Annotated in this window: 18 protein-coding genes and 1 pseudogene; 4 read left to right on the forward strand and 15 right to left on the reverse strand. The window is 39.7% G+C overall.

Going from position 1 to position 19092, the window contains the following annotated elements; all coding sequences use genetic code 11:
• Positions 1-38: 38 nt before the first annotated feature.
• The 8 genes and pseudogenes from era to rpoE all read right to left on the reverse strand — a co-directional run bounded on the left by era (position 39) and on the right by rpoE (position 7598).
• Positions 39-911: a GTPase Era gene (gene era, locus GNP35_RS08630; protein WP_155696084.1), complete on the reverse strand. Its 873-nt coding sequence runs from the start codon at positions 909-911 to the stop codon at positions 39-41.
• Positions 912-1000: 89 nt separating this feature from the next.
• Positions 1001-1672, reverse strand: a complete 672-nt coding sequence (rnc, locus tag GNP35_RS08635; RefSeq protein ID WP_330997782.1) for a ribonuclease III — start codon at positions 1670-1672, stop codon at positions 1001-1003.
• 23 nt (positions 1673-1695) lie between these two features.
• Positions 1696-2616, reverse strand: coding sequence for a signal peptidase I (lepB, locus tag GNP35_RS08640; RefSeq protein ID WP_155695721.1), 921 nt, complete (start codon positions 2614-2616; stop codon positions 1696-1698).
• A gap of 33 nt (positions 2617-2649) precedes the next feature.
• Positions 2650-4439, reverse strand: a pseudogene (lepA, locus tag GNP35_RS08645) (translation elongation factor 4).
• A 228-nt stretch (positions 4440-4667) separates the two neighbouring features.
• Entirely contained in the window at positions 4668-5141 is a 474-nt protein-coding gene (locus tag GNP35_RS08650) for a SoxR reducing system RseC family protein (RefSeq protein ID WP_155695723.1), read from the reverse strand.
• A gap of 1 nt (position 5142) precedes the next feature.
• Positions 5143-6240 (reverse strand): MucB/RseB C-terminal domain-containing protein, encoded by a 1098-nt coding sequence (locus tag GNP35_RS08655; RefSeq protein ID WP_155695724.1) that lies wholly within the window; start codon positions 6238-6240, stop codon positions 5143-5145.
• Between the two features lie 131 nt (positions 6241-6371).
• Positions 6372-6998: a sigma-E factor negative regulatory protein gene (locus GNP35_RS08660; protein ID WP_196492466.1), complete on the reverse strand. Its 627-nt coding sequence runs from the start codon at positions 6996-6998 to the stop codon at positions 6372-6374.
• An 18-nt stretch (positions 6999-7016) separates the two neighbouring features.
• Complete coding sequence (gene rpoE, locus GNP35_RS08665; protein WP_155695726.1) at positions 7017-7598, reverse strand: RNA polymerase sigma factor RpoE; 582 nt, start codon at positions 7596-7598, stop codon at positions 7017-7019.
• 218 nt (positions 7599-7816) lie between these two features.
• Here rpoE and nadB point away from each other — a divergent pair, with 218 nt between their 5' ends.
• Entirely contained in the window at positions 7817-9421 is a 1605-nt protein-coding gene (nadB, locus tag GNP35_RS08670; protein WP_155695727.1) for an L-aspartate oxidase, read from the forward strand.
• Here nadB and GNP35_RS08675 read toward each other — a convergent pair.
• Both GNP35_RS08675 and GNP35_RS08680 read right to left on the reverse strand, forming a co-directional pair.
• The gene (locus GNP35_RS08675; RefSeq protein ID WP_155695728.1) at positions 9418-9798 is read right to left on the reverse strand and encodes a hypothetical protein; all 381 of its coding nucleotides are present in this window, start codon (positions 9796-9798) and stop codon (positions 9418-9420) included. The genes nadB and GNP35_RS08675 overlap by 4 nt on opposite strands.
• 26 nt (positions 9799-9824) lie before the next feature.
• A complete protein-coding gene (locus GNP35_RS08680) occupies positions 9825-10127 on the reverse strand; it encodes an FAD assembly factor SdhE (RefSeq protein ID WP_155695729.1) in 303 nt (100 codons plus the stop codon).
• A gap of 152 nt (positions 10128-10279) precedes the next feature.
• Between GNP35_RS08680 and ygfZ the strand changes: the two genes are divergently transcribed.
• From ygfZ to GNP35_RS08695, 3 genes are all read left to right on the forward strand, one after another.
• The gene (gene ygfZ, locus GNP35_RS08685; protein WP_155695730.1) at positions 10280-11113 is read left to right on the forward strand and encodes a CAF17-like 4Fe-4S cluster assembly/insertion protein YgfZ; all 834 of its coding nucleotides are present in this window, start codon (positions 10280-10282) and stop codon (positions 11111-11113) included.
• A gap of 8 nt (positions 11114-11121) precedes the next feature.
• Entirely contained in the window at positions 11122-11607 is a 486-nt protein-coding gene (locus GNP35_RS08690) for an FKBP-type peptidyl-prolyl cis-trans isomerase (RefSeq protein ID WP_155695731.1), read from the forward strand.
• 176 nt (positions 11608-11783) lie between these two features.
• Positions 11784-13427 carry a methyl-accepting chemotaxis protein gene (locus tag GNP35_RS08695; RefSeq protein WP_155695732.1) on the forward strand — a complete coding sequence of 548 codons (1644 nt, stop codon included), beginning with the start codon at positions 11784-11786 and terminating at the stop codon, positions 13425-13427.
• An 86-nt stretch (positions 13428-13513) separates the two neighbouring features.
• Here the strand turns inward: GNP35_RS08695 and GNP35_RS08700 are convergent, their stop codons facing one another.
• The 5 genes from GNP35_RS08700 to tgt form a co-directional block, all read right to left on the reverse strand.
• Positions 13514-13873 (reverse strand): YacL family protein, encoded by a 360-nt coding sequence (locus GNP35_RS08700; protein ID WP_155695733.1) that lies wholly within the window; start codon positions 13871-13873, stop codon positions 13514-13516.
• A gap of 716 nt (positions 13874-14589) precedes the next feature.
• Positions 14590-15564: a protein translocase subunit SecF gene (secF, locus tag GNP35_RS08705; protein ID WP_155695734.1), complete on the reverse strand. Its 975-nt coding sequence runs from the start codon at positions 15562-15564 to the stop codon at positions 14590-14592.
• 14 nt (positions 15565-15578) lie between these two features.
• The gene (gene secD / locus GNP35_RS08710; RefSeq protein ID WP_330997751.1) at positions 15579-17438 is read right to left on the reverse strand and encodes a protein translocase subunit SecD; all 1860 of its coding nucleotides are present in this window, start codon (positions 17436-17438) and stop codon (positions 15579-15581) included.
• Between the two features lie 66 nt (positions 17439-17504).
• The gene (gene yajC, locus GNP35_RS08715) at positions 17505-17840 is read right to left on the reverse strand and encodes a preprotein translocase subunit YajC (protein ID WP_155695735.1); all 336 of its coding nucleotides are present in this window, start codon (positions 17838-17840) and stop codon (positions 17505-17507) included.
• 103 nt (positions 17841-17943) lie between these two features.
• A complete protein-coding gene (tgt, locus tag GNP35_RS08720) occupies positions 17944-19089 on the reverse strand; it encodes a tRNA guanosine(34) transglycosylase Tgt (RefSeq protein WP_155695736.1) in 1146 nt (381 codons plus the stop codon).
• Positions 19090-19092 lie beyond the last annotated feature (3 nt).

The following is a 19092-nucleotide window of genomic DNA, read 5'->3' on the forward strand; positions in this document are numbered from 1 at the left end:
CTGCTCTTCATTGATACCGTTATTTTACCAAATACCCACTAGTCTTCAGAGTAACCTAACGAGCGCAGTGCTCGCTCATCATCAGCCCAACCACTTTTCACTTTTACCCAAAGCTCTAAATAAACCTTTTCTTCAAGTAAACGTTCCATGTCTTGACGGGCGTCACGACCAATTATCTTAAGTTTTTCACCTTTCGCGCCTATTACCATTTTCTTTTGGCCTTCTCTTTCTACCAAAATTAATGCATTAATACGCCAAATTTTTTCATCCCACTTAAACTGTTCAATCTCAACAGTCACAGAATAAGGAAGCTCTTCACCTAAGAAACGCATTAGCTTTTCACGAACGATTTCCGCAGCCATAAAACGAGAAGAACGGTCAGTAACGTCATCTTCAGAGAAGAAGAATGGGTTTTCAGGCAAATAATCACGAACTTTTTCTTTAATTGGTTCGATGTTTGTTCCTTTTTCAGCAGAAATAGGAATAATTTCTGCAAAGTCATGTAATGCCGCTATTTTTTGTAAAAATGGCATTAATGTTTCTTTGTCTTTTATCTCATCTACTTTGTTTACAAGTAGCATCACTGGCTTTTTAGAGCGTTTTATTTTTGATAAAACCATCTCGTCATCTTCGTACCACTTCATTGCTTCAATAACAAACAAGACAACTTCTACATCACCAAGTGCACTTGACGCAGCTCGGTTCATTAATTTATTAATCGCACGCTTTTCTTCTTTATGAAGGCCAGGAGTATCAACGTAGATAACCTGTTCATTGGCTTCAGTATGAATACCTAAAATACGGTGACGTGTTGTTTGAGGTTTTTTAGAGGTGATACTGATTTTTTGCTCAAGTATGTGGTTCATTAACGTAGATTTACCTACATTTGGACGACCAACAATGGCAACCAGTCCACACTTTTTAGTTTGTGATAAATCAGCGCGGTTATTTAAATTACTTAATAACGCGTCTAATTCCGCTTGGTTTTGTTCTGATTTACTCACTTTTTTATTACCTCTAATGCTTTACGTGCTGCAGATTGTTCTGCTTTGCGACGGCTTGTGCCCGTTGCTTCAAGTTGCTGGCCATCATCTAATGTGCAACTCACTGTGAATGTTTGGTTATGCGCCTGTCCCGTTGTATTGATAACTTCATAAACGGGTAGTGGGCGTTTTCTCGACTGCAACCACTCTTGTAGCTGAGTTTTAGGATCCTTTAAGGCGTTACTTGGATCAACGTCAGCCAATCGCTTTTTAACTAACTTTAGAACAAATTCTTTACATTGCTCAATGTTTGAATCCAAGTAGACCGAGCCAATAATAGCTTCAATCACATCTTCTAAAATAGAATCACGACGGCAACCGCCACTTTTCATTTCGCCTGGGCCTAAAAGCAACCACTGGCTTAATTCAAATTCTTTAGCGATAGCTGTTAGAGTTTGACCTTTAACAATCTGCGAACGCATTCGAGTAAGTTCACCTTCTGTTGCTTTTGGAAACTCAAAGTACAGAGCTTCCGCAACAAACATGCCCAACAACGAATCACCAATGAACTCCAAACGTTCATTGTGCGCACCTTTAAAACTACGATGAGTCAGTGCCTGGATTAGCAATGACTCATCAGAAAACTCGTAACCTAATTTTTTTTGTAACTGTTTATAATCTGTTCTTATCAAGTTTTACTCTTCTTAAACTATTATTGCACTGTACCTAAACGAGAAAATCGAATATCCACAGGGACAAAGTCTGGTAACCAGCTTATTTGGCCATCGTTAAAGACAAAACTCATCCATATAAATACAGCCTTACCCACTAGCTGGTCTTCGCTTACAAAGCCCCAGAAACGGCTATCTGTACTGTTGTCTCGGTTATCACCCATCATAAAGTAATAACCTTCAGGTACTATCCATTCACCTTTACGCGTGCCCGGCTGAGAATAAAAACGTTCAGCCATGTCTGGGTATGCAGGGTTGATTAAAATATTGTGTTCTACTTCACCTAATTGCTCTTTAGCGGTGATCAATGGAATGCCCATTGATTCAAATTCACCTTCCGCTTCTTTACTAAGATTAACTCTAGTTAATTTGTCACAATTTGTAGGATTAGTTTTGCAACTTGGTTGAATAAAAAGTTGCTTGTTCTTATAAATAACTCTGTCGCCAGGCGTTCCTACTACACGCTTTATGTAATCTAAGCGCTCATCAAGTGGGAACTTAAATACAGCAATATCACCGCGTTCTGGTGCACCTGTTGTGATTAGCTCTTTGCGCCAAACCGGGTCATGTACGCCGTACGCATATTTTTGTACTAGGATAAAATCACCAACTAACATAGTTGGCATCATTGAGCCTGACGGAATTTGAAACGGTTCAAATAGGAATGAACGAAATATAGTAATAAGCGCCAATATAGGGAAAATCGACTGGGCCGTTTCCACTAACACTGGCTGCTCAGCCAACTTATCTAAGTCTGCTGTTGGTATATTACCACCAGCTGCAGCTTGCGCATGGGCAACACGTTTCTTTCTAGCTGGCGCCCAAAGTTTTGCATCTAATAACCAAACAAAACCACAAATGAGCGTAACAACGACCAAAAATATTGCGAAATACCCTGCCATACTAATTAATTCCTTAACCTAACCGACTAGTTTTTACTTACCAACTTTCAAAATAGCTAAAAGGCATCCTGAGGTAACTCAACATTACCTACTTGCTTCATGCGTTTCTTACCATCTTTCTGTTTCTGAAGTAGTTTTTTCTTACGTGAAATATCGCCACCGTAACACTTCGCGATTACGTTTTTACGCAATTGTTTTACTGTTGTACGAGCAATTACGTGAACACCAATAACAGCCTGTATCGCAATATCAAACATCTGTCTTGGGATTAGCTCTTTCAGCTTGTCCGCTAACTGACGACCTCGAGTTTGTGCAAAGTCACGGTGACAAATCATCGCCAATGCGTCCACTCTTTCACCATTAAGTAAAATGTCTACACGCACCATGTCCGCTTCTTGGAACCTTGTAAAGTTGTAGTCTAGTGATGCAAAACCACGACTGGTAGATTTCAATCTATCAAAGAAGTCCATTACTACTTCAGCCATTGGTAAGTCATAACTTACAGCAACTTGCTTACCGTGATAGCTCATTGCGGTTTGTGTACCACGCTTGTCTATACACAAAGTAATAACGTTACCAAGATACTCTTGTGGTACTAAGATATCTGCTTTACAAATTGGTTCCCTAATTTCTGCAATATCATTAAGAGCAGGTAATTCAGATGGGCTATCAATAGAAACAACTGAGTTATCTTTTTTAAGAATTTCGTAGTTTACGGTTGGTGCTGTTGTGATTAGGTCTAGGTCATATTCACGCTCTAAACGCTCTTGAATAATTTCCATGTGCAGCATACCTAAGAAACCACAACGGAAACCTAAACCCAATGCCGTTGAACTCTCTGGCTCATAAAATAACGACGCGTCGTTTAGGCTTAATTTACCAAGTGCATCACGGAATGACTCATAATCGTCTGAGCTTACTGGGAATACACCTGCATAAACTTGAGGTTTGATTTGTTGGAAGCCTGGAAGTGGCGCAGTCGCGGCATTAATTGTAGTTGTTAACGTATCACCAACTGGCGCGCCTAAAATGTCTTTAATACCAGCAATGATAAAGCCTACTTCACCAGTGTTTAGGCTACCTGTGTCTGTTTGTTTTGGCGTGAAAATACCAATTTTGTCTATTTGATGAGATTCACCGGTAGACATAACTTTAATTTTATCGCCTTTTTTCAATGAACCGTGTTTAATACGGACCAAAGAAACAACACCTTGATACGGGTCAAACCACGAGTCAATAATCAAAGCTTGAACTGGTCCGTCAACATTACCTTCTGGTGGTGGAATATTTTTAACGATGTCTTCTAAAACATCCTCGATACCTAATCCCGTTTTTGCCGAACACTGAACCGCATCAATTGCATCAATACCAACGATATCTTCTATTTCTTCTGCAACCCGCTCTGGATCAGCTTGAGGTAAATCAATTTTGTTTAATATCGCACGAACTTCTAGGTCCATTTCAATGGCGGTATAACAGTTTGCAACGGTTTGAGCTTCAACACCTTGGCCAGCATCAACAACTAACAACGCACCTTCACAAGCTGCCAAAGAGCGTGATACTTCATAAGTAAAGTCTACGTGTCCTGGCGTGTCGATGAAGTTAAGTTGATAAACTTCACCATCTTTTGCTGTGTAATTAAGCGTTACACTTTGAGCCTTGATAGTGATGCCGCGCTCACGCTCAATATCCATTGAGTCAAGAACTTGAGCTTTCATTTCTCGCGTTGTTAAGCCTTCACAGTGCTGAATAAGACGATCCGATAATGTTGATTTACCGTGATCGATATGGGCGATGATACTAAAGTTGCGAATATGCTTCATAAATTACTGTATTTTAACCTGTAGCCGTTACGTGCTAACTATTGTTAGTCACTGAAAATAAGCGAATTAAACTTAACGCTTTACAAAAAAACCTAATGATTACTGCAACTGCAACTCATTTTGTTACAACAGGAATTCCAATTCAGGTTTTTGCTAAATATAAATATGCGTAAAAAGGGCGCAATTTTACACGTTTATCTTGTTACGCTCCACTGTTTTAGTAGTTAATTAACTATCAACAGGTTTAACAGGAATGATCTCAGGTCGTATGCTGAGTAATTGCGGAAGATATTTGTCAGAAGGTGAAGACGATAGTTTTTTTCGGGCGACAACAAACCCTAAGTAACCACCTAAAAACGTGGACAATATTACTAACCCTTCGTTTATTTCCATAAACTCTGTAAGCCAATATTGAGTTACTAAACAAAAAAAGAGGGCTGAAAATATTGGCGTTAAATAAATCCAGAAGGCACCTTGAATTAAGCTTTCTTCTGGTATGCCGATTTCCACTTGGTCGCCAACCTGGGCATTAAGACTATTAGCAACTTTATTGATGACAGATTTACCAGCAAACGCTTCTGCCACGGCACTTGTGCCGCAGTTACTTTTTGCAGCACAGGTTTTACAGGTAGATTTAACGGCCGTTTCTACCCAAATTGAATCTTGGTCTTTTTCAACAACAATGCCTAACTCTTTAATCATGTTATTTACTTTTTACGCTTTTCGCTATTTTAAATGCAGTTTCCGTAGGCAACATGCCCACAACTGTTACATCAAAGCCATCGGCGTGAACCATTACAAATGACGTGCCGCCATCTTTTAATACTAGAGGACTATTAAAGCTTTCAATTGGGCGTTGCACATATACCGAATACTCAACTAAACCATCACTAAACAGGTAATAGTCTGCAACTTCGCGATTAATAGACACATGATGTCTATCGCTTTTTAATAACTCAAATCCATTTGGTGTATATTCAAGCTGCCAGTTATTTGTTTGTTGATTCATTGCGATTGCCGTATTTGCGACCTGCGGCAATTGAATTTCAAACAGTTTATTTATTTCTTCATTTGGCTCTGTTAAGTAAGAAAGGTGTGTCATTAGTACTTGCTCTACTACTTCACCCTGTTCATCGATGTACGCCATTCTTAGAGGTAAACCACTAATGACATCTATCCAAACCCAAAAGTTATAGGCTTCTTTGGTAACAGACTCTACTCTAATTAACTGCGCTGAGCGCCCCGCAATTTGACTTTTACTAACTAAAACAAACTGGTAACTATCTACTAAATCACCAAAGTCTTTATAAAAGATAGCGGGAATGAAATTTCGAATACTCACTCCACTAATTGAATAAGGTTCTTTATTGGATTCAAAAAACGATAACGTTTGGTTTTTTCTAATGGCTGTTATGCCATTGCCTATGAGCGGTGACACTCGCTCAATCTCAACTTCAGTGCCATCATCATTAACTTTAAATCCATGCGTCCACTGATATGATTCCGTCTTTTCACCTTTTAAAGTCACAATTCCAGCTTCAAAATTACTTTTGGTGAGTGCTTCTTGCAATTTTTTCAACCAATAAGCGGCATTTATCTTTTCGCCATTTGGGGTAGTAGCCTGTTGAGGTTGGGCTTCAGATTGAGGCTGAGGCTCAGATTGAACTTGTTGTTCTTTAGATTGAAGTTGTTCACTTTCAGGTGCTACCACTTTAGTGGATGCAGTTGCGGTGGCGGTGCCCGTAGCTGCGGCGCTCGTGCTGTAAACAAAACAGGTGATCAATAAAAATAAAATACGCACTTAATACAATCCTTTAGATTTCTACGAAGACAAACACTAGATACAAAAAAGCCTGCCGATGATATCAAGTTTAATGATAACACCACAGGCTATTCGAGTTTACTCAATTAACGCAATTATTCAGTTATGAACTATTGCTCAATCTTCTTATCTTCTTTTTCCAGCTCTTCTTTATCGTCTGTTGCTCTTAATTGCTGGTTATGATCGGCCATTAACGCGTTGATTCTTGACTGAGTCACTTGATTCGCCGTTGGCTTTTCTTTAAAGCTATCGCTTGAAAGCGACACTGGTGATAAACCTTGTACTAATGGAACTGGGTTTAACACTGGCGACGTAATTTTGTCTTGACCAGGGTTCATGTTACTCACACCAACCACGGCTACTAACGCTACAGATGCTGCAATGGCGAATTGTGCACTGCCTTTAAGAAGCTTATGCTCACTAAGCTGAACCACTTTTTGGCTTGCTCGTTGATACCACTTAGGGTGCTTCGCAATCGAGGCAACGTTTTCCGTTTCAAGTTGGTCAACCATTGGCAATTCAATATCGGCAATGGCAGCCTGAATACTATTCGCAAAAGAGTCATCACTCACTAGTTCTTGCTCTTTTCTAAGCACATCACCAATCAGGGCATAACGTCCAAAGGTTTGAACGGACTGTTGATTATCTTTAATGCTGTCTAACGCTTGAGTTAACTCATTATTTGTTAACTCATCATCCAGCATTGCTGATAGTGGTTCTTGGTGTTGATTCGTCATAATTACGAACGGCTCCATTTAACGGTTTTCAATTAGCGGTTCCAATTTTGCGTCGATTGCGTCTCGAGCACGGAAAATACGTGAACGAACAGTACCAATCGGACAACCCATTGCAGTTGCTATTTCTTCATAACTCATACCATCGATTTCTCTTAACTGAATTGCTACTTTTAGCTCTTCAGGTAATTGCTCAATAGTATCGAAAATTACATGTTTTATTTCGTCAGTTAACGCTAAGCTTTCTGGCGACGCATTTTCGCGTAAAGCTTCATTGGTCTCATAATATTCAGCACCTTCAGCGTCCACATCTACATTTGCTGGTCTACGCCCCCTTGCCATCAAATAGTTTTTTGCACTATTTACCGCAATTCGATATAGCCAAGTGTAAAATGCAGCTTCACCTCTAAACCCTGGCAATGCCGTATAAGCTTTAATAAACGCATCCTGGGCAACGTCTTGAACATCTCCGTTGTTGCCTAAATAACGAGAAACCAATCCAATGATTTTATTTTGGTATTTACGTACCAGTAAATCAAATGCTGCTTTTTCGCCCGCTTGTGCTCTTCTGACTAATCCTAAATCTTTGCTCTGCTCGCTCATTCGAGCTACTACTCCCAGTTTTAGCTAGCGACTAAAGTCTGCTAATATCGCGTTTGCTGTAACTATGACTAACGCTTATTGAAAAAGTTCTATTTTTTTTGAATTTTTTTGTAAAATAGACGTACAACGGACATTTGTGAAAGAATTAACGCCTTCCTTTTGCCGCCATCTCTAGTAAAAATAGAGCTTAACACAATGACTGACTTGGTAAATTTTTAATGTCGAATGAAACGCAACACTCAACAGATTGTTTGATTATTGGTAGCGGTGCTGCCGGATTAACACTGGCTTTAAGCATTGCCGACAAGGCAAATGTCATCATTTTAAGTAAATCGGCATTAAAAGAGGGTTCTACACTATATGCTCAAGGTGGCATCGCCGCCGTTTTTGATGAAAACGACAGTATTGAATCTCACGTTCAAGATACGCTCATTGCCGGTGGCCTTTTATGTAATGAAGAAGCTGTGATTCACACCGCCAGTCATGCAAAAACTTCTATGCAGTGGTTAATTGACCAAGGTGTCCCGTTTGACCAAGTCACTGGCCCCGACGGTTTAAGTAAATATCATTTAACTCGTGAAGGAGGTCATAGCCACAGAAGAATCCTTCATGCAGCTGATGCAACTGGCAAGGCTGTGCAAACCACGTTACTTGATAGAGTAAAGGCACATCCAAATATTCGTTTATTTGAACGATTTAATGCTTTAGATTTAGTGACAAGTGAAAAGGTTAGTTTGCCTGAAACTGCAAAAAAAGTGCACGGTGCTTATGTTTGGAATCGAAATGAAGAACGAGTTGAAGTCGTCCATGCCAAATTTATTACCTTAGCTACTGGCGGCGCAAGTAAGGTTTATCAATATACTTCTAACCCAGATATTGCCAGCGGTGATGGTATTGCCATGGCGTGGCGAGCGGGTTGTCGTGTTGCAAATATGGAATTTAATCAGTTCCACCCAACTAGTTTGTATCATGAAAAAGCCCAAAACTTCCTTATTTCAGAAGCGATGCGAGGCGAAGGCGCAAAATTACGTCGTCCTGACGGTACTCGTTTTATGCCCGACTTTGATGAGCGAGGCGAGCTTGCACCAAGAGACATCGTCGCTCGTGCCATCGACTTTGAAATGAAGCGTTTAGGTGCTGACTGCATGTACTTGGACATCACTCACAAAGATGAACAATTTATCCTAGAGCATTTTCCAACGATATACGCTGCCTGCTTAAAAGTAGGTATTGATATCACTAAAGAGCAAATCCCTGTGGTTCCCGCCGCTCACTACACTTGTGGGGGCGTGATGACAGATTTAACCGGTAAAACAGATATTGATAATCTTTTTGCTATTGGCGAAGTGGCTTATACAGGTTTACATGGCGCAAACAGAATGGCGAGTAATAGCCTTTTGGAATGCATTGTTTTTGCACAAGGGGCGGCTCAACAAATCTTATTAAATTTAGATAACCCACACCAAGATGTCATTATCCCAAACTGGGATGAAAGCTTAGTCACCTCTTCTGCTGAAGACATCTTGATTAGCCATAACTGGCACGAATTAAGATTATTAATGTGGGACTATGTTGGAATAGTTAGATCTGATCGGCGTTTGAAAAAAGCACTCAAACGCATTGAGTTAATTAAACAAGAAACTGACGAGTTCTATTCTAGCTTTAGAGTGAGTAATAACTTACTTGAATTGCGAAACTTAGTACAAGTCGCACAGCTAATTGTTACTAGCGCACTGTCGAGAAAAGAAAGCAGAGGTTTACATTACACCATTGATTACCCAGAAACATTGCCAAGCTCAACGCCGACGGTTTTAATTCCTTAACGCTCAGCCTTATACTGTAATGGCATATTTAGCATGCGGCTTAATTGCCGCCATTGCTTTAACCCAACTTGATCTTTAAATACCCACATAAGTTTGCCTGCATGGCTTTCTTGTTCCTCAAGTAAAACCAGTGCGACAGGACCAATAATCCCGCCAAATAGAGGGTTTAAATTAACTTCACTAATGGAATAAGAATGGCTCAAGCTGTAATAAGAGTAGCGGTGTTCTATTAGCAGAATAATCGCTAATACTAATAAGCTGGGATTAAACACCAATAAAAACAGTAACCAATATGCCCAGCGCCAACGTGAAGGCGGCCTAACAATGAGGTCAAATTGATTGTTATATTGTTGAGGAAAGTCGCTACGCTCGGTCATATTGTGAGTGTAGCGCTATTTACTAATTAGTGTGCTTTAACTCGGTTCAGGATTATTTTCACAACCTTATCTAGATCCTGATCTTCACATTTTTTATGCCCCATAAACCAAGCAAATAGCTCTGGATCTTCACACGCTAATAGTCTTTGAAATGAAGACTTGTCTTCAGTGGATAACGCGTCATAAGCTTCGTCAACAAATGGTTCGAGCAAAACATCAAGCTCTAACATGCCACGGCGGCAAGCCCACTTTAGTTTTGGTTTAGAATCAAGAAGAAACTTTTTACCACTTTTATCTACATAAACAACTTGCGATTTTGACTCTGACATTATTTAAAATTCACTTTCTTAACGAATGATAGATTGATTATACCGAGCATTTTCAAAAAGGTGTCAATGTTTTTTGATGTTCGCTAAAATACCCTTGTTCTTAAGTGTTTCATCCCCATATTCAAACATTATTAATTTTTTAAGCGAATGCCATGACTTCTATAGTTTCACTATCACAATTTGCCGTTATTAAGTTAAGTGGCGAGCAAAGCCATTCGTTTTTGCAAGGCCAAGTTACTTGTAACGTAGACGATATTAAAGCATCTGAGTGGCAGGCAGGCGCCCACTGCAACGCCAAAGGTAAAGCATGGTCTACATTTATTGCCTTTGAACAAAACGACGCGCTTTATTTAGTGATGACAAAAGAGAGCGCTGAAGTTTCATTAGCTGAACTTAATAAGTATGGCGTTTTCTCAAAAACAGACATTACAGACGATACTAACAACTGGCACATATACGGAAGTAATGAAGCCGTTGTATCACAGAAGAGTATTGAATTAACTCAAGGCCACGTTTTAGTGCTAAGCCGTGAAGAATTAACGGTAACAGCAGATAGTTCAAACGAATGGTGGAATAATGAAGTTCTGTCAGGGCGAGCCCACCTTTTCGCAAAAACGATTGGCGAATACGTGCCTCAAATGATCAACCTGCAAGCGTTGAACTATATTTCGTTTAACAAAGGTTGTTACATGGGCCAGGAAATGGTGGCGAGAATGCGCTACCTTGGTAAGAATAAACGTGCTTTATATTTAGCTGAGACCGACGGTGAATATGATCTAACTGCAGGTGATGACGTATTTAAAGCCATGAATAATAACCGCCGTGCTAGTGGTAAAGTCATTAACAGCACTACTTATAATGGTAAAACCACAGCTCAACTTGTTTTACCAAACGATACAGATTTAAACGATAAGATTTATTTAGACTCTGAGAGTGATCAACATTTTCGTTTGTTACCTCTCCCATACTCACTTGACCAAGACTAAGGATCCTTATGAAGATCGCAGAAAATACCGTTGTTACAATGCATTACGCGGTTAAAGACAAAGAAGACAACCTAATTGATAGCTCTTACGATAATGATCCTCTGGTTTTTATCCAAGGTTCAAAGTTCTTAATTGAAGGCCTAGAAGACGCACTGAATGGTCATGAAAAAGGCGATACTTTTGAAGTGTCTGTTGATGCTGATAACGCATATGGTCCTCGCATGGATGGCCTAGTTCAGCAAGTTGGTAGCGAAATGTTTGCTGACTTTGAAGTTGAGATTGGCATGCAATTGCGCGCAAGCACAGATAATGGCGAACAAACTGTTATTGTTGTTGATAAAGACGACGAGTCAGTTACGGTTGATGGAAACCACCCTCTTGCTGGTGTTGATCTTAAGTTTGACGTAGAAGTATTGGAAGTTCGTGCAGCTACTGCTGACGAAATTGCTCATGGACACGTCCATGGTGCTGGCGGTTGTGGTCACACCCACTAAGTAAATTTTTGCCGTATTAAATACAAAGCCTTTGCCAAACATTTTGGTGAGGGCTTTTTTGTGCCTGAAAAACAATCATTTCCTTTGCTTTTAGCGTTAACTTTAAAGTAATCTGAAATTGAGTCGACATAGACTTAAGCCTGTTCAAATAATAATAAAAATAAGAAATATACGGCATGAAATCTTTTTGGTTAAACCTAAGCCTCCGATGGAAGCTGCAGCTTGGTTTTATGGCTATTGCCATGATCACTACTATTTACAATCGTTTACTTGCATCAAATGAATTAAAACGTTTAATTGAGCTGGTCGAATCTACCACTAGCGATCCTGTGTTACATAAAAGTATGCAGCAGCAACTTGATGCGTTTTACATCACTTCCATTTGGGATTCTTTACTACAGTTTGGTTTGCAGTTTTTTATCATAATGATTGCCGCTAGAATTTTTGTTGCGCCTATTCTCACTCTACTTGAGTCTTTAGAAGCCGTTGAAAAAGGCGACCTAACAAAAAACGTTACTATACATTCCCGTGATGAAATTGGCGCTCTTGAACATCATTTTAACTTAGTGTTAAAAAAGCTAAACTCAATTCTTACAAATATTGAAGGCTCTACCGTTCATATGGGGCAGTCGGCATTTCAGATCGCTGCAATATCCAATGAAATTGAATCAATGAGTGCGGCTGAAAAAGCCAAAGAAAATGAAATAAAAAAAGCGACAAGTAAAGTCCATGATGTGGCTACTCAAGTACAGGAAATAGCGCAGCAAGCCAATCAAAAATCAGAAACTGCTGAACAACAAGCTAATAAAAGCTACCAGTCATTAAATCAGTCCGTTGCTCGATTAGACTCGGTTTCCGCGAATATTGATGAAACCTCAAACCAAGTAGAAGAAATCGTTGAGTTTAGTCGCAACATCAATTCTATTTTATCTACCATCAAAGATATTGCTTCGCAAACTAACTTACTTGCTTTGAACGCTGCAATAGAGGCTGCTCGTGCTGGTGAACAAGGCAGAGGATTTGCAGTAGTGGCTGACGAGGTAAGAAGCTTAGCGGTAAGATCGCAAAGTTCAGCAGAGCAAATTACAAACATACTGGATGAATTACTCTCTAAGGTAACGAATGCGCAATCCTCAATGCAGTTTTTAGTTGATAATATTAATGAAAGCCAAGTGCAAATAAAGGAAACGGCCAGCTCTGTGCAAACCATGCAAGCGGATATTATTGATACTTCAGAACTTAATAAAAACATTGAGAGTGTCGTCCACCATCAAATTGATAGCTTTAACAATTTGAACACTCAGCTAAACGCTTTATTTAAAACCATATCAAATAATAGCCTTAAAATTAGTAACTCGGCCAACATATCAACCACACTCAATAACTTAACGTCCAGTTTAAAAGCGCAATTGTCAGGTTTAAGTATAGATAGAAGTTTATGTCCTAAAGAGACGGATAAGTTACCAACTACTGACGAACAACGCACAGCACAACGAGTAAAAGGCCATAATTTAATTACCCTTCGAGGCCCATTTGGACAATTTGATGGCTTATCGAGCAATATAAGTCAGACTGGAATTGGCGCTATGCTAACCAACTCAATTCCAGAGTCCGCGTTAAATGAAGAATTGACGTTGGCACTTCGTTTACCAAATACCGGTTTAAGTCAGTATCAGCAACAAAGTCTTATTGAGATCCCTGCTCAAGTGGCTTGGCAAAAGAGCAACAATGAAAAGGTAGCGATTGGGCTCATGTTTAATACAAAAGATAAACAACATCAAAAAGCGATTAAGGACTGTATTGCTTTTTACCAGCAATAGCTGCAACTAGAGAATTACATTTTAGTTTTTAATTAGCCGATAAAGACCATTAAAGGGCAGCTCAAGGGTTGTTTAGAAGTTAGGGTTTATGTGGACTCTATAAAGTCGACCCAGTTGACTAGCAATTCGATAAAGTCAGCAATGCCGCACTGGCATTTCATTTCCCAGTCCATTAGGCTTGAATCTTCAGATTGAAAGTTCGTTGATTCAAAGCAACTATTATGTTGTATTAATACTTCGTCACCGTCTATGGTTAATGTCCACTCGGTAAAAGCAATTGATTCTGGTTTGCCTTCTATCTCTAAAATAAAAGACTCAATCGCTTTAGTCTCGCCTCTTTTAGGTGTGAAAATTTCGTTTAAGAAACGGGCCACTGCAACGTGTTCACCAGAAATATGTAACTGGTGCTGCTTCTCATAAGTATCATAAACAAAATCAACGTCCATTTGGGCTCCTAATTAAGAATTATAAGGGAATGACCTACTCCTGGAGTATAGCAACAAAGTGCACTTGTCCCGAGAGCTTGTGAGATATTTCTCACAAACAGTGCAGACTTAGAGTAAAATTTTGCTCAAATCAGCAACACCAGAACCCTAAATCATTGTTTTAGAAAAATATTATCTTAAAATTGAATATTAAAAGAATTATCAGTAATTTTTTTCTCTATTTGAATATTCTTAGATTTTAATTTCTAGTTAATATAGATAGCACTTAACGACGAGAGTGCAACAGGATTTGTCACACAGGGAATGGAAACGCTGGAAGCGATAAGGGATTTAATTAGGAGTGCAGGAGCACCACTAATGGAAAGGAACAAGGAAGGCAGGATGCCAGGAAAAAAAGGATCGGATACGTAGGATGCGTTACGGATAGAAAGGGGAAAGCAAGGAGCTTTAAGAAGGACTTTAAGGATTACATGGAGCAGGACGTCGACGGAGTTGACTGCAGGGAGCCTATAAGGAAGACGGACTGGATGGATTCAGTTTTTAGGATGCCGGAAAGTATATAAAAGAAGCAGCTTAGGCTGCTTTTTTTATACCTGGAATTTACCAACTGCGTTACTTCTCTAGATTTTAATAGCCTAAAATTTACGTTCAATCGGGCAAAAAAAAACGCTCAACTGAGCGCTTTTATTATTACTTCATATCTTACATATTAATGCTTAAGGCATTAACTGGTCTTGATCTTCACCTTCTTTTTCAATAACCGTCGGCATTAGGTCTTCTTTACTGATACCTAAGCTTAATGCTATTGAGCTTGCTACATAGATAGATGAATAAGTACCAATCACAACACCAAATAGTAATGCTGTCGCGAACCCTTTAATCAACTCGCCACCAACAACCAGTAGGGCAATCAATACTAGCGCCGTCGTAATTGAGGTAATCATAGTACGATTTAACGTTTGAGTTAACGATATGTTAATGATCTCTTCTGGAGAGCCTTCCCGCAGTTTTCTAAAGTTTTCTCTTATACGGTCCGACACAACAATGGTGTCATTAAGGGAATAACCTATAACCGCTAAAATGGCTGCCAATACCGTTAGGTCAAATTCAATTCCTAATACACTAAATAACCCTAATGTAATGAGAACATCATGCGCTAACGCTGAAACTGAACCTAAAGCGAATCTCCATTCAAAGCGAAGAGCAACGTAAATAAGAATACAGATAAGCGCCGTTAGCATTGCTAAGCCACCTTGATCTCTTAATTCGTCACCAACACTTGGGCCAACAAACTCAATACGACGTTTAGTTGCCGTAGAATCCATTTCTTGAAGCGCTTCCATAATTACATCGCCAATCATAGCGGATGTAATTTTCTCACCATTAGCTTCATCAACTGACTTCTTTTGAGGTGCTAAACGAATCAACACCTCTTTACTTGAGCCAAAGTTTTGAACCGTTGCATCACCAAAGCCAATTTCGTCCATTACTGAACGGATCTTTCTAAGATCAGCACTTTTCTCGAAAGAAACTTCAATTAAGCTACCGCCAGTAAAGTCTAAACCCCAGTTTAGCCCTTTTGTAGCAAATGAACCTAACGCTGCTATTACTAATAAAATTGACAATATGCCTGAATAACGGCGAATTGACATGAAATTAATAACTTTTGAATCTAAATTTAATAATTGCATTTTCTATTGCCCTATCAGATAGATAACTTGTCTATTTTCTTGCCGCCCCACACTGCATTGACAATGGCACGAGTACCAACAATTGCAGTAAACATTGAAGTGGCAATACCAATTGCTAAGGTAATAGCAAAGCCTTTTACAGGACCAGTACCAATGGCAAACAAAATAACCGCCGCAATGAAGGTTGTAATGTTCGCATCCGCAATGGTTGAGAAAGCACTATCATAACCATGGTGTATTGCTTGTTGAGGACTACGTTTATCTCGCAATTCTTCTCTTATACGTTCAAATATAAGAACGTTGGCATCTACCGCCATACCAACCGTAAGAACGATACCAGCAATACCAGGCAAGGTAAGTGTTGCACCAGGTATCATAGACATAACACCAATGATTAATACTAGGTTTGCTGCTAATGCTGCGTTTGCAACAAGGCCAAACTTTTTATAATAGAACAACATAAATACTAGAACTAAGCCAAAACCAAGTAGCACAGCTGTCATACCAGCATTAATATTTTCTTGGCCTAAGCTTGGGCCAACAGTACGCTCTTCAACAATCTGAATTGGCGCAATAAGTGCACCAGCACGAAGCATTAACGCTAAGTTATGAGCTTCTGCAGAGGTATCAATACCTGTAATTGAGAAACGGCGTCCTAAACGACTTTGAATCGTCGCTATCTGGATAACATCTTCAATTTTCTTAAGTTTTGCTACACCATTTTCATCTTTTTGCTCTGTAGGCTTATATTCAATAAAGACAACCGCCATTGGATTGCCAACGTTGTCTTTAGTCATAGCAGACATCTTGTTGCCGCCTTTAGTATCTAAATTAATAGTTACTTGAGGCATGCCGTATTCGTCAAAAGAGCTCTGAGCGTCAACGATATGATCACCAGTTAAACGAACGCGTTTCTCTAGTAATACCGGACCTCGAGGAGCACTTTCGTATAGTTTAGCTTTTGGCGGCACTCGACCACGCATTGCAGCGCCAATGTCACCATCTTGATAAACCATTTTAAATTCTAGAGTTGCCGTAGCGCCTAAGATTTCTTTAGCTCGAGCAGTATCTTGAACACCCGGTAATTGAACGACTATACGATCTTGACCTTGACGTTGAACCAAAGGTTCAGCAACACCAAGTTCATTTACTCGGTTACGAATAATAGTAATGTTTTGATCAACAGCATACTGGCGTGTTTCTTTGATTTTTTGCTCGCTCATGCGGATCAGAACATCAAATTCATCTGTATTATAATCGTCAGATACTACTAGGTCTGGATAACGCTTCGCTAAGAATCGACGAGCTTCGTCTAAATCTTCTTCATTACGCATTTCAACACGAACTGCATCAAGCTTGATTTCACGCTTAATGCCACGGTAACGTAACTTTTCTTCGCGTAAATCAGCTCTAAAGTCTTGCACCATTTGCGTGTATGACTTATTCATTGCTTCGTTCATATCAACTTCCATTAGGAAGTGAACGCCGCCACGTAGATCAAGGCCAAGTTTAAGTGGGCTAGCACCAAAGGCTTGTAACCATTCTGGCGTAGCCGGAGCTAAGTTCAGCGCAACAATATATTCATCACCTAAAGAGTCACCAATTGCTTCTTTAGCTTTTAATTGATCTTCTTCATTTGTAAGACGAACCAAAATACGGTCATCTGCTAATTCACTTTTTTTGTAAGGAATTTCAGCAGCGTCTAATTTTTTAAGTACATCATCAAGTATAACTTCTGATACTTGAGCACCGCGTAGGCCAGAAACCTGGATAGCAGGATCTTCACCATATAAGTTAGGAGCAGAATACAAAGCGCCGATGAGTAAAATCATCACCACCATTACGTATTTCCACATTGGATATTTGTTTAACACGAATGAACCCTTTTCGATTTTCAAATATAAAAAAACCAGCCGATATCCGGCTGGTTGTTCAGTTTATTACACTGACTTGATAGTGCCTTTTGGCAATACAGTGTTAATAGACGCTTTTTGAACCATCACTTCTGTACCTTCTGCAAGCTCTACTTTTACGAAGTCTTTGTCGTCAGATACTTTAGTGATTTTACCGATTAGGCCACCGGCTGTTAACACTTCATCACCTTTGCTCAAAGAGCTTACAAGGTTCTTGTGCTCTTTTACACGTTTTGCCTGTGGACGGTAAATCATGAAATAGAAAATTAGCGCAAAAATCACTAACATAATGATCATGTCTGGACCAGCAGCGGCGCCTGGAGCACCTGCAGCAGCGTGGGCGTTAGAAATAAATAAACTCATTGGAATCCCCTAAAATAGTTTCTTATATTTTTTAAATTATGATGATTGATATAAGGACTGGTTATTGCACTTACAATAGCCAGCCTTAGTTATTTTTATTTTGTTATTCAGCGTTAACTGCTGGCGCACCTTCATCCGATAAAGGTGGAACTGGTAAGTCGCGACGAGCATAAAACTCAGCAACATACTCTTCCAAGCGGTTTTCTTCAATCGCATCACGCAAGCTTTGCATCACACGTTGGTAGTATCTAAGGTTGTGAATGGTATTCAAACGCGCACCTAAAATCTCATTACACTTGTCTAAGTGATGTAAATAAGCACGAGAGTAGTTTTCACAGGTATAACAATCGCAGTTGTCATCAAGGCGAGAAGTATCGTCTTTATGTCTTGCGTTACGAATTTTGATTACGCCGCCAGTGATAAACAAGTGACCATTTCTAGCATTACGCGTTGGCATTACACAATCAAACATGTCGATACCACGACGAACGGATTCAACTAAATCTTCTGGCTTACCGACACCCATTAAGTAACGAGGTTTGTTTTCTGGTAATTTATAAGCCGTTGTATCAAGAATGTTGATCATGTCTTCTTTTGGCTCACCCACTGACAAGCCACCAATAGCATAACCGTCGAACCCAATTGATTCTAAGCCAGCTAATGAAACTTCACGTAAGTCTGGATACATACCACCTTGGACAATACCAAACAAAGCTGACTCACTGTCGCCGTGCTCTTGTTTTGAACGATCTGCCCATCTAAGCGATAATTCCATCGATGATTTGGCTTCTTCGCGTGTCGCTGGGTATGGCGTACATTCGTCAAAAATCATAACAATGTCAGAGCCTAAATCACGTTGAACCGCGATTGAACGCTCTGGCGTAAGCATGATTTTTTCACCGTTAATTGGTGAACGAAACTCAACACCCTTCTCAGAGATTTTACGTAAATCACCTAAACTAAACACTTGGAAACCACCTGAGTCAGTAAGGATTGGTTTATCCCAACCCATGAAGTCATGTAGGTCACCGTGTTTTTTGATGATCTCTGTACCAGGACGTAACATTAAGTGAAACGTGTTACCTAGACAAATGTGAGCACCTGTCTCTTTCACTTCATCTGGCGTCATGCCTTTAACCGTACCGTAAGTACCAACAGGCATGAAAGCGGGAGTTTCTACTGTTCCGCGCTCAAAATGCAGTTTTCCGCGACGAGCCTTGCCGTCAGTGTTCATTAATTCAAACTTCATGTG

The sequence above is a fragment of the Psychrosphaera haliotis genome, assembly GCF_009728465.1.
Lineage (GTDB): Bacteria > Pseudomonadota > Gammaproteobacteria > Enterobacterales > Alteromonadaceae > Psychrosphaera > Psychrosphaera haliotis.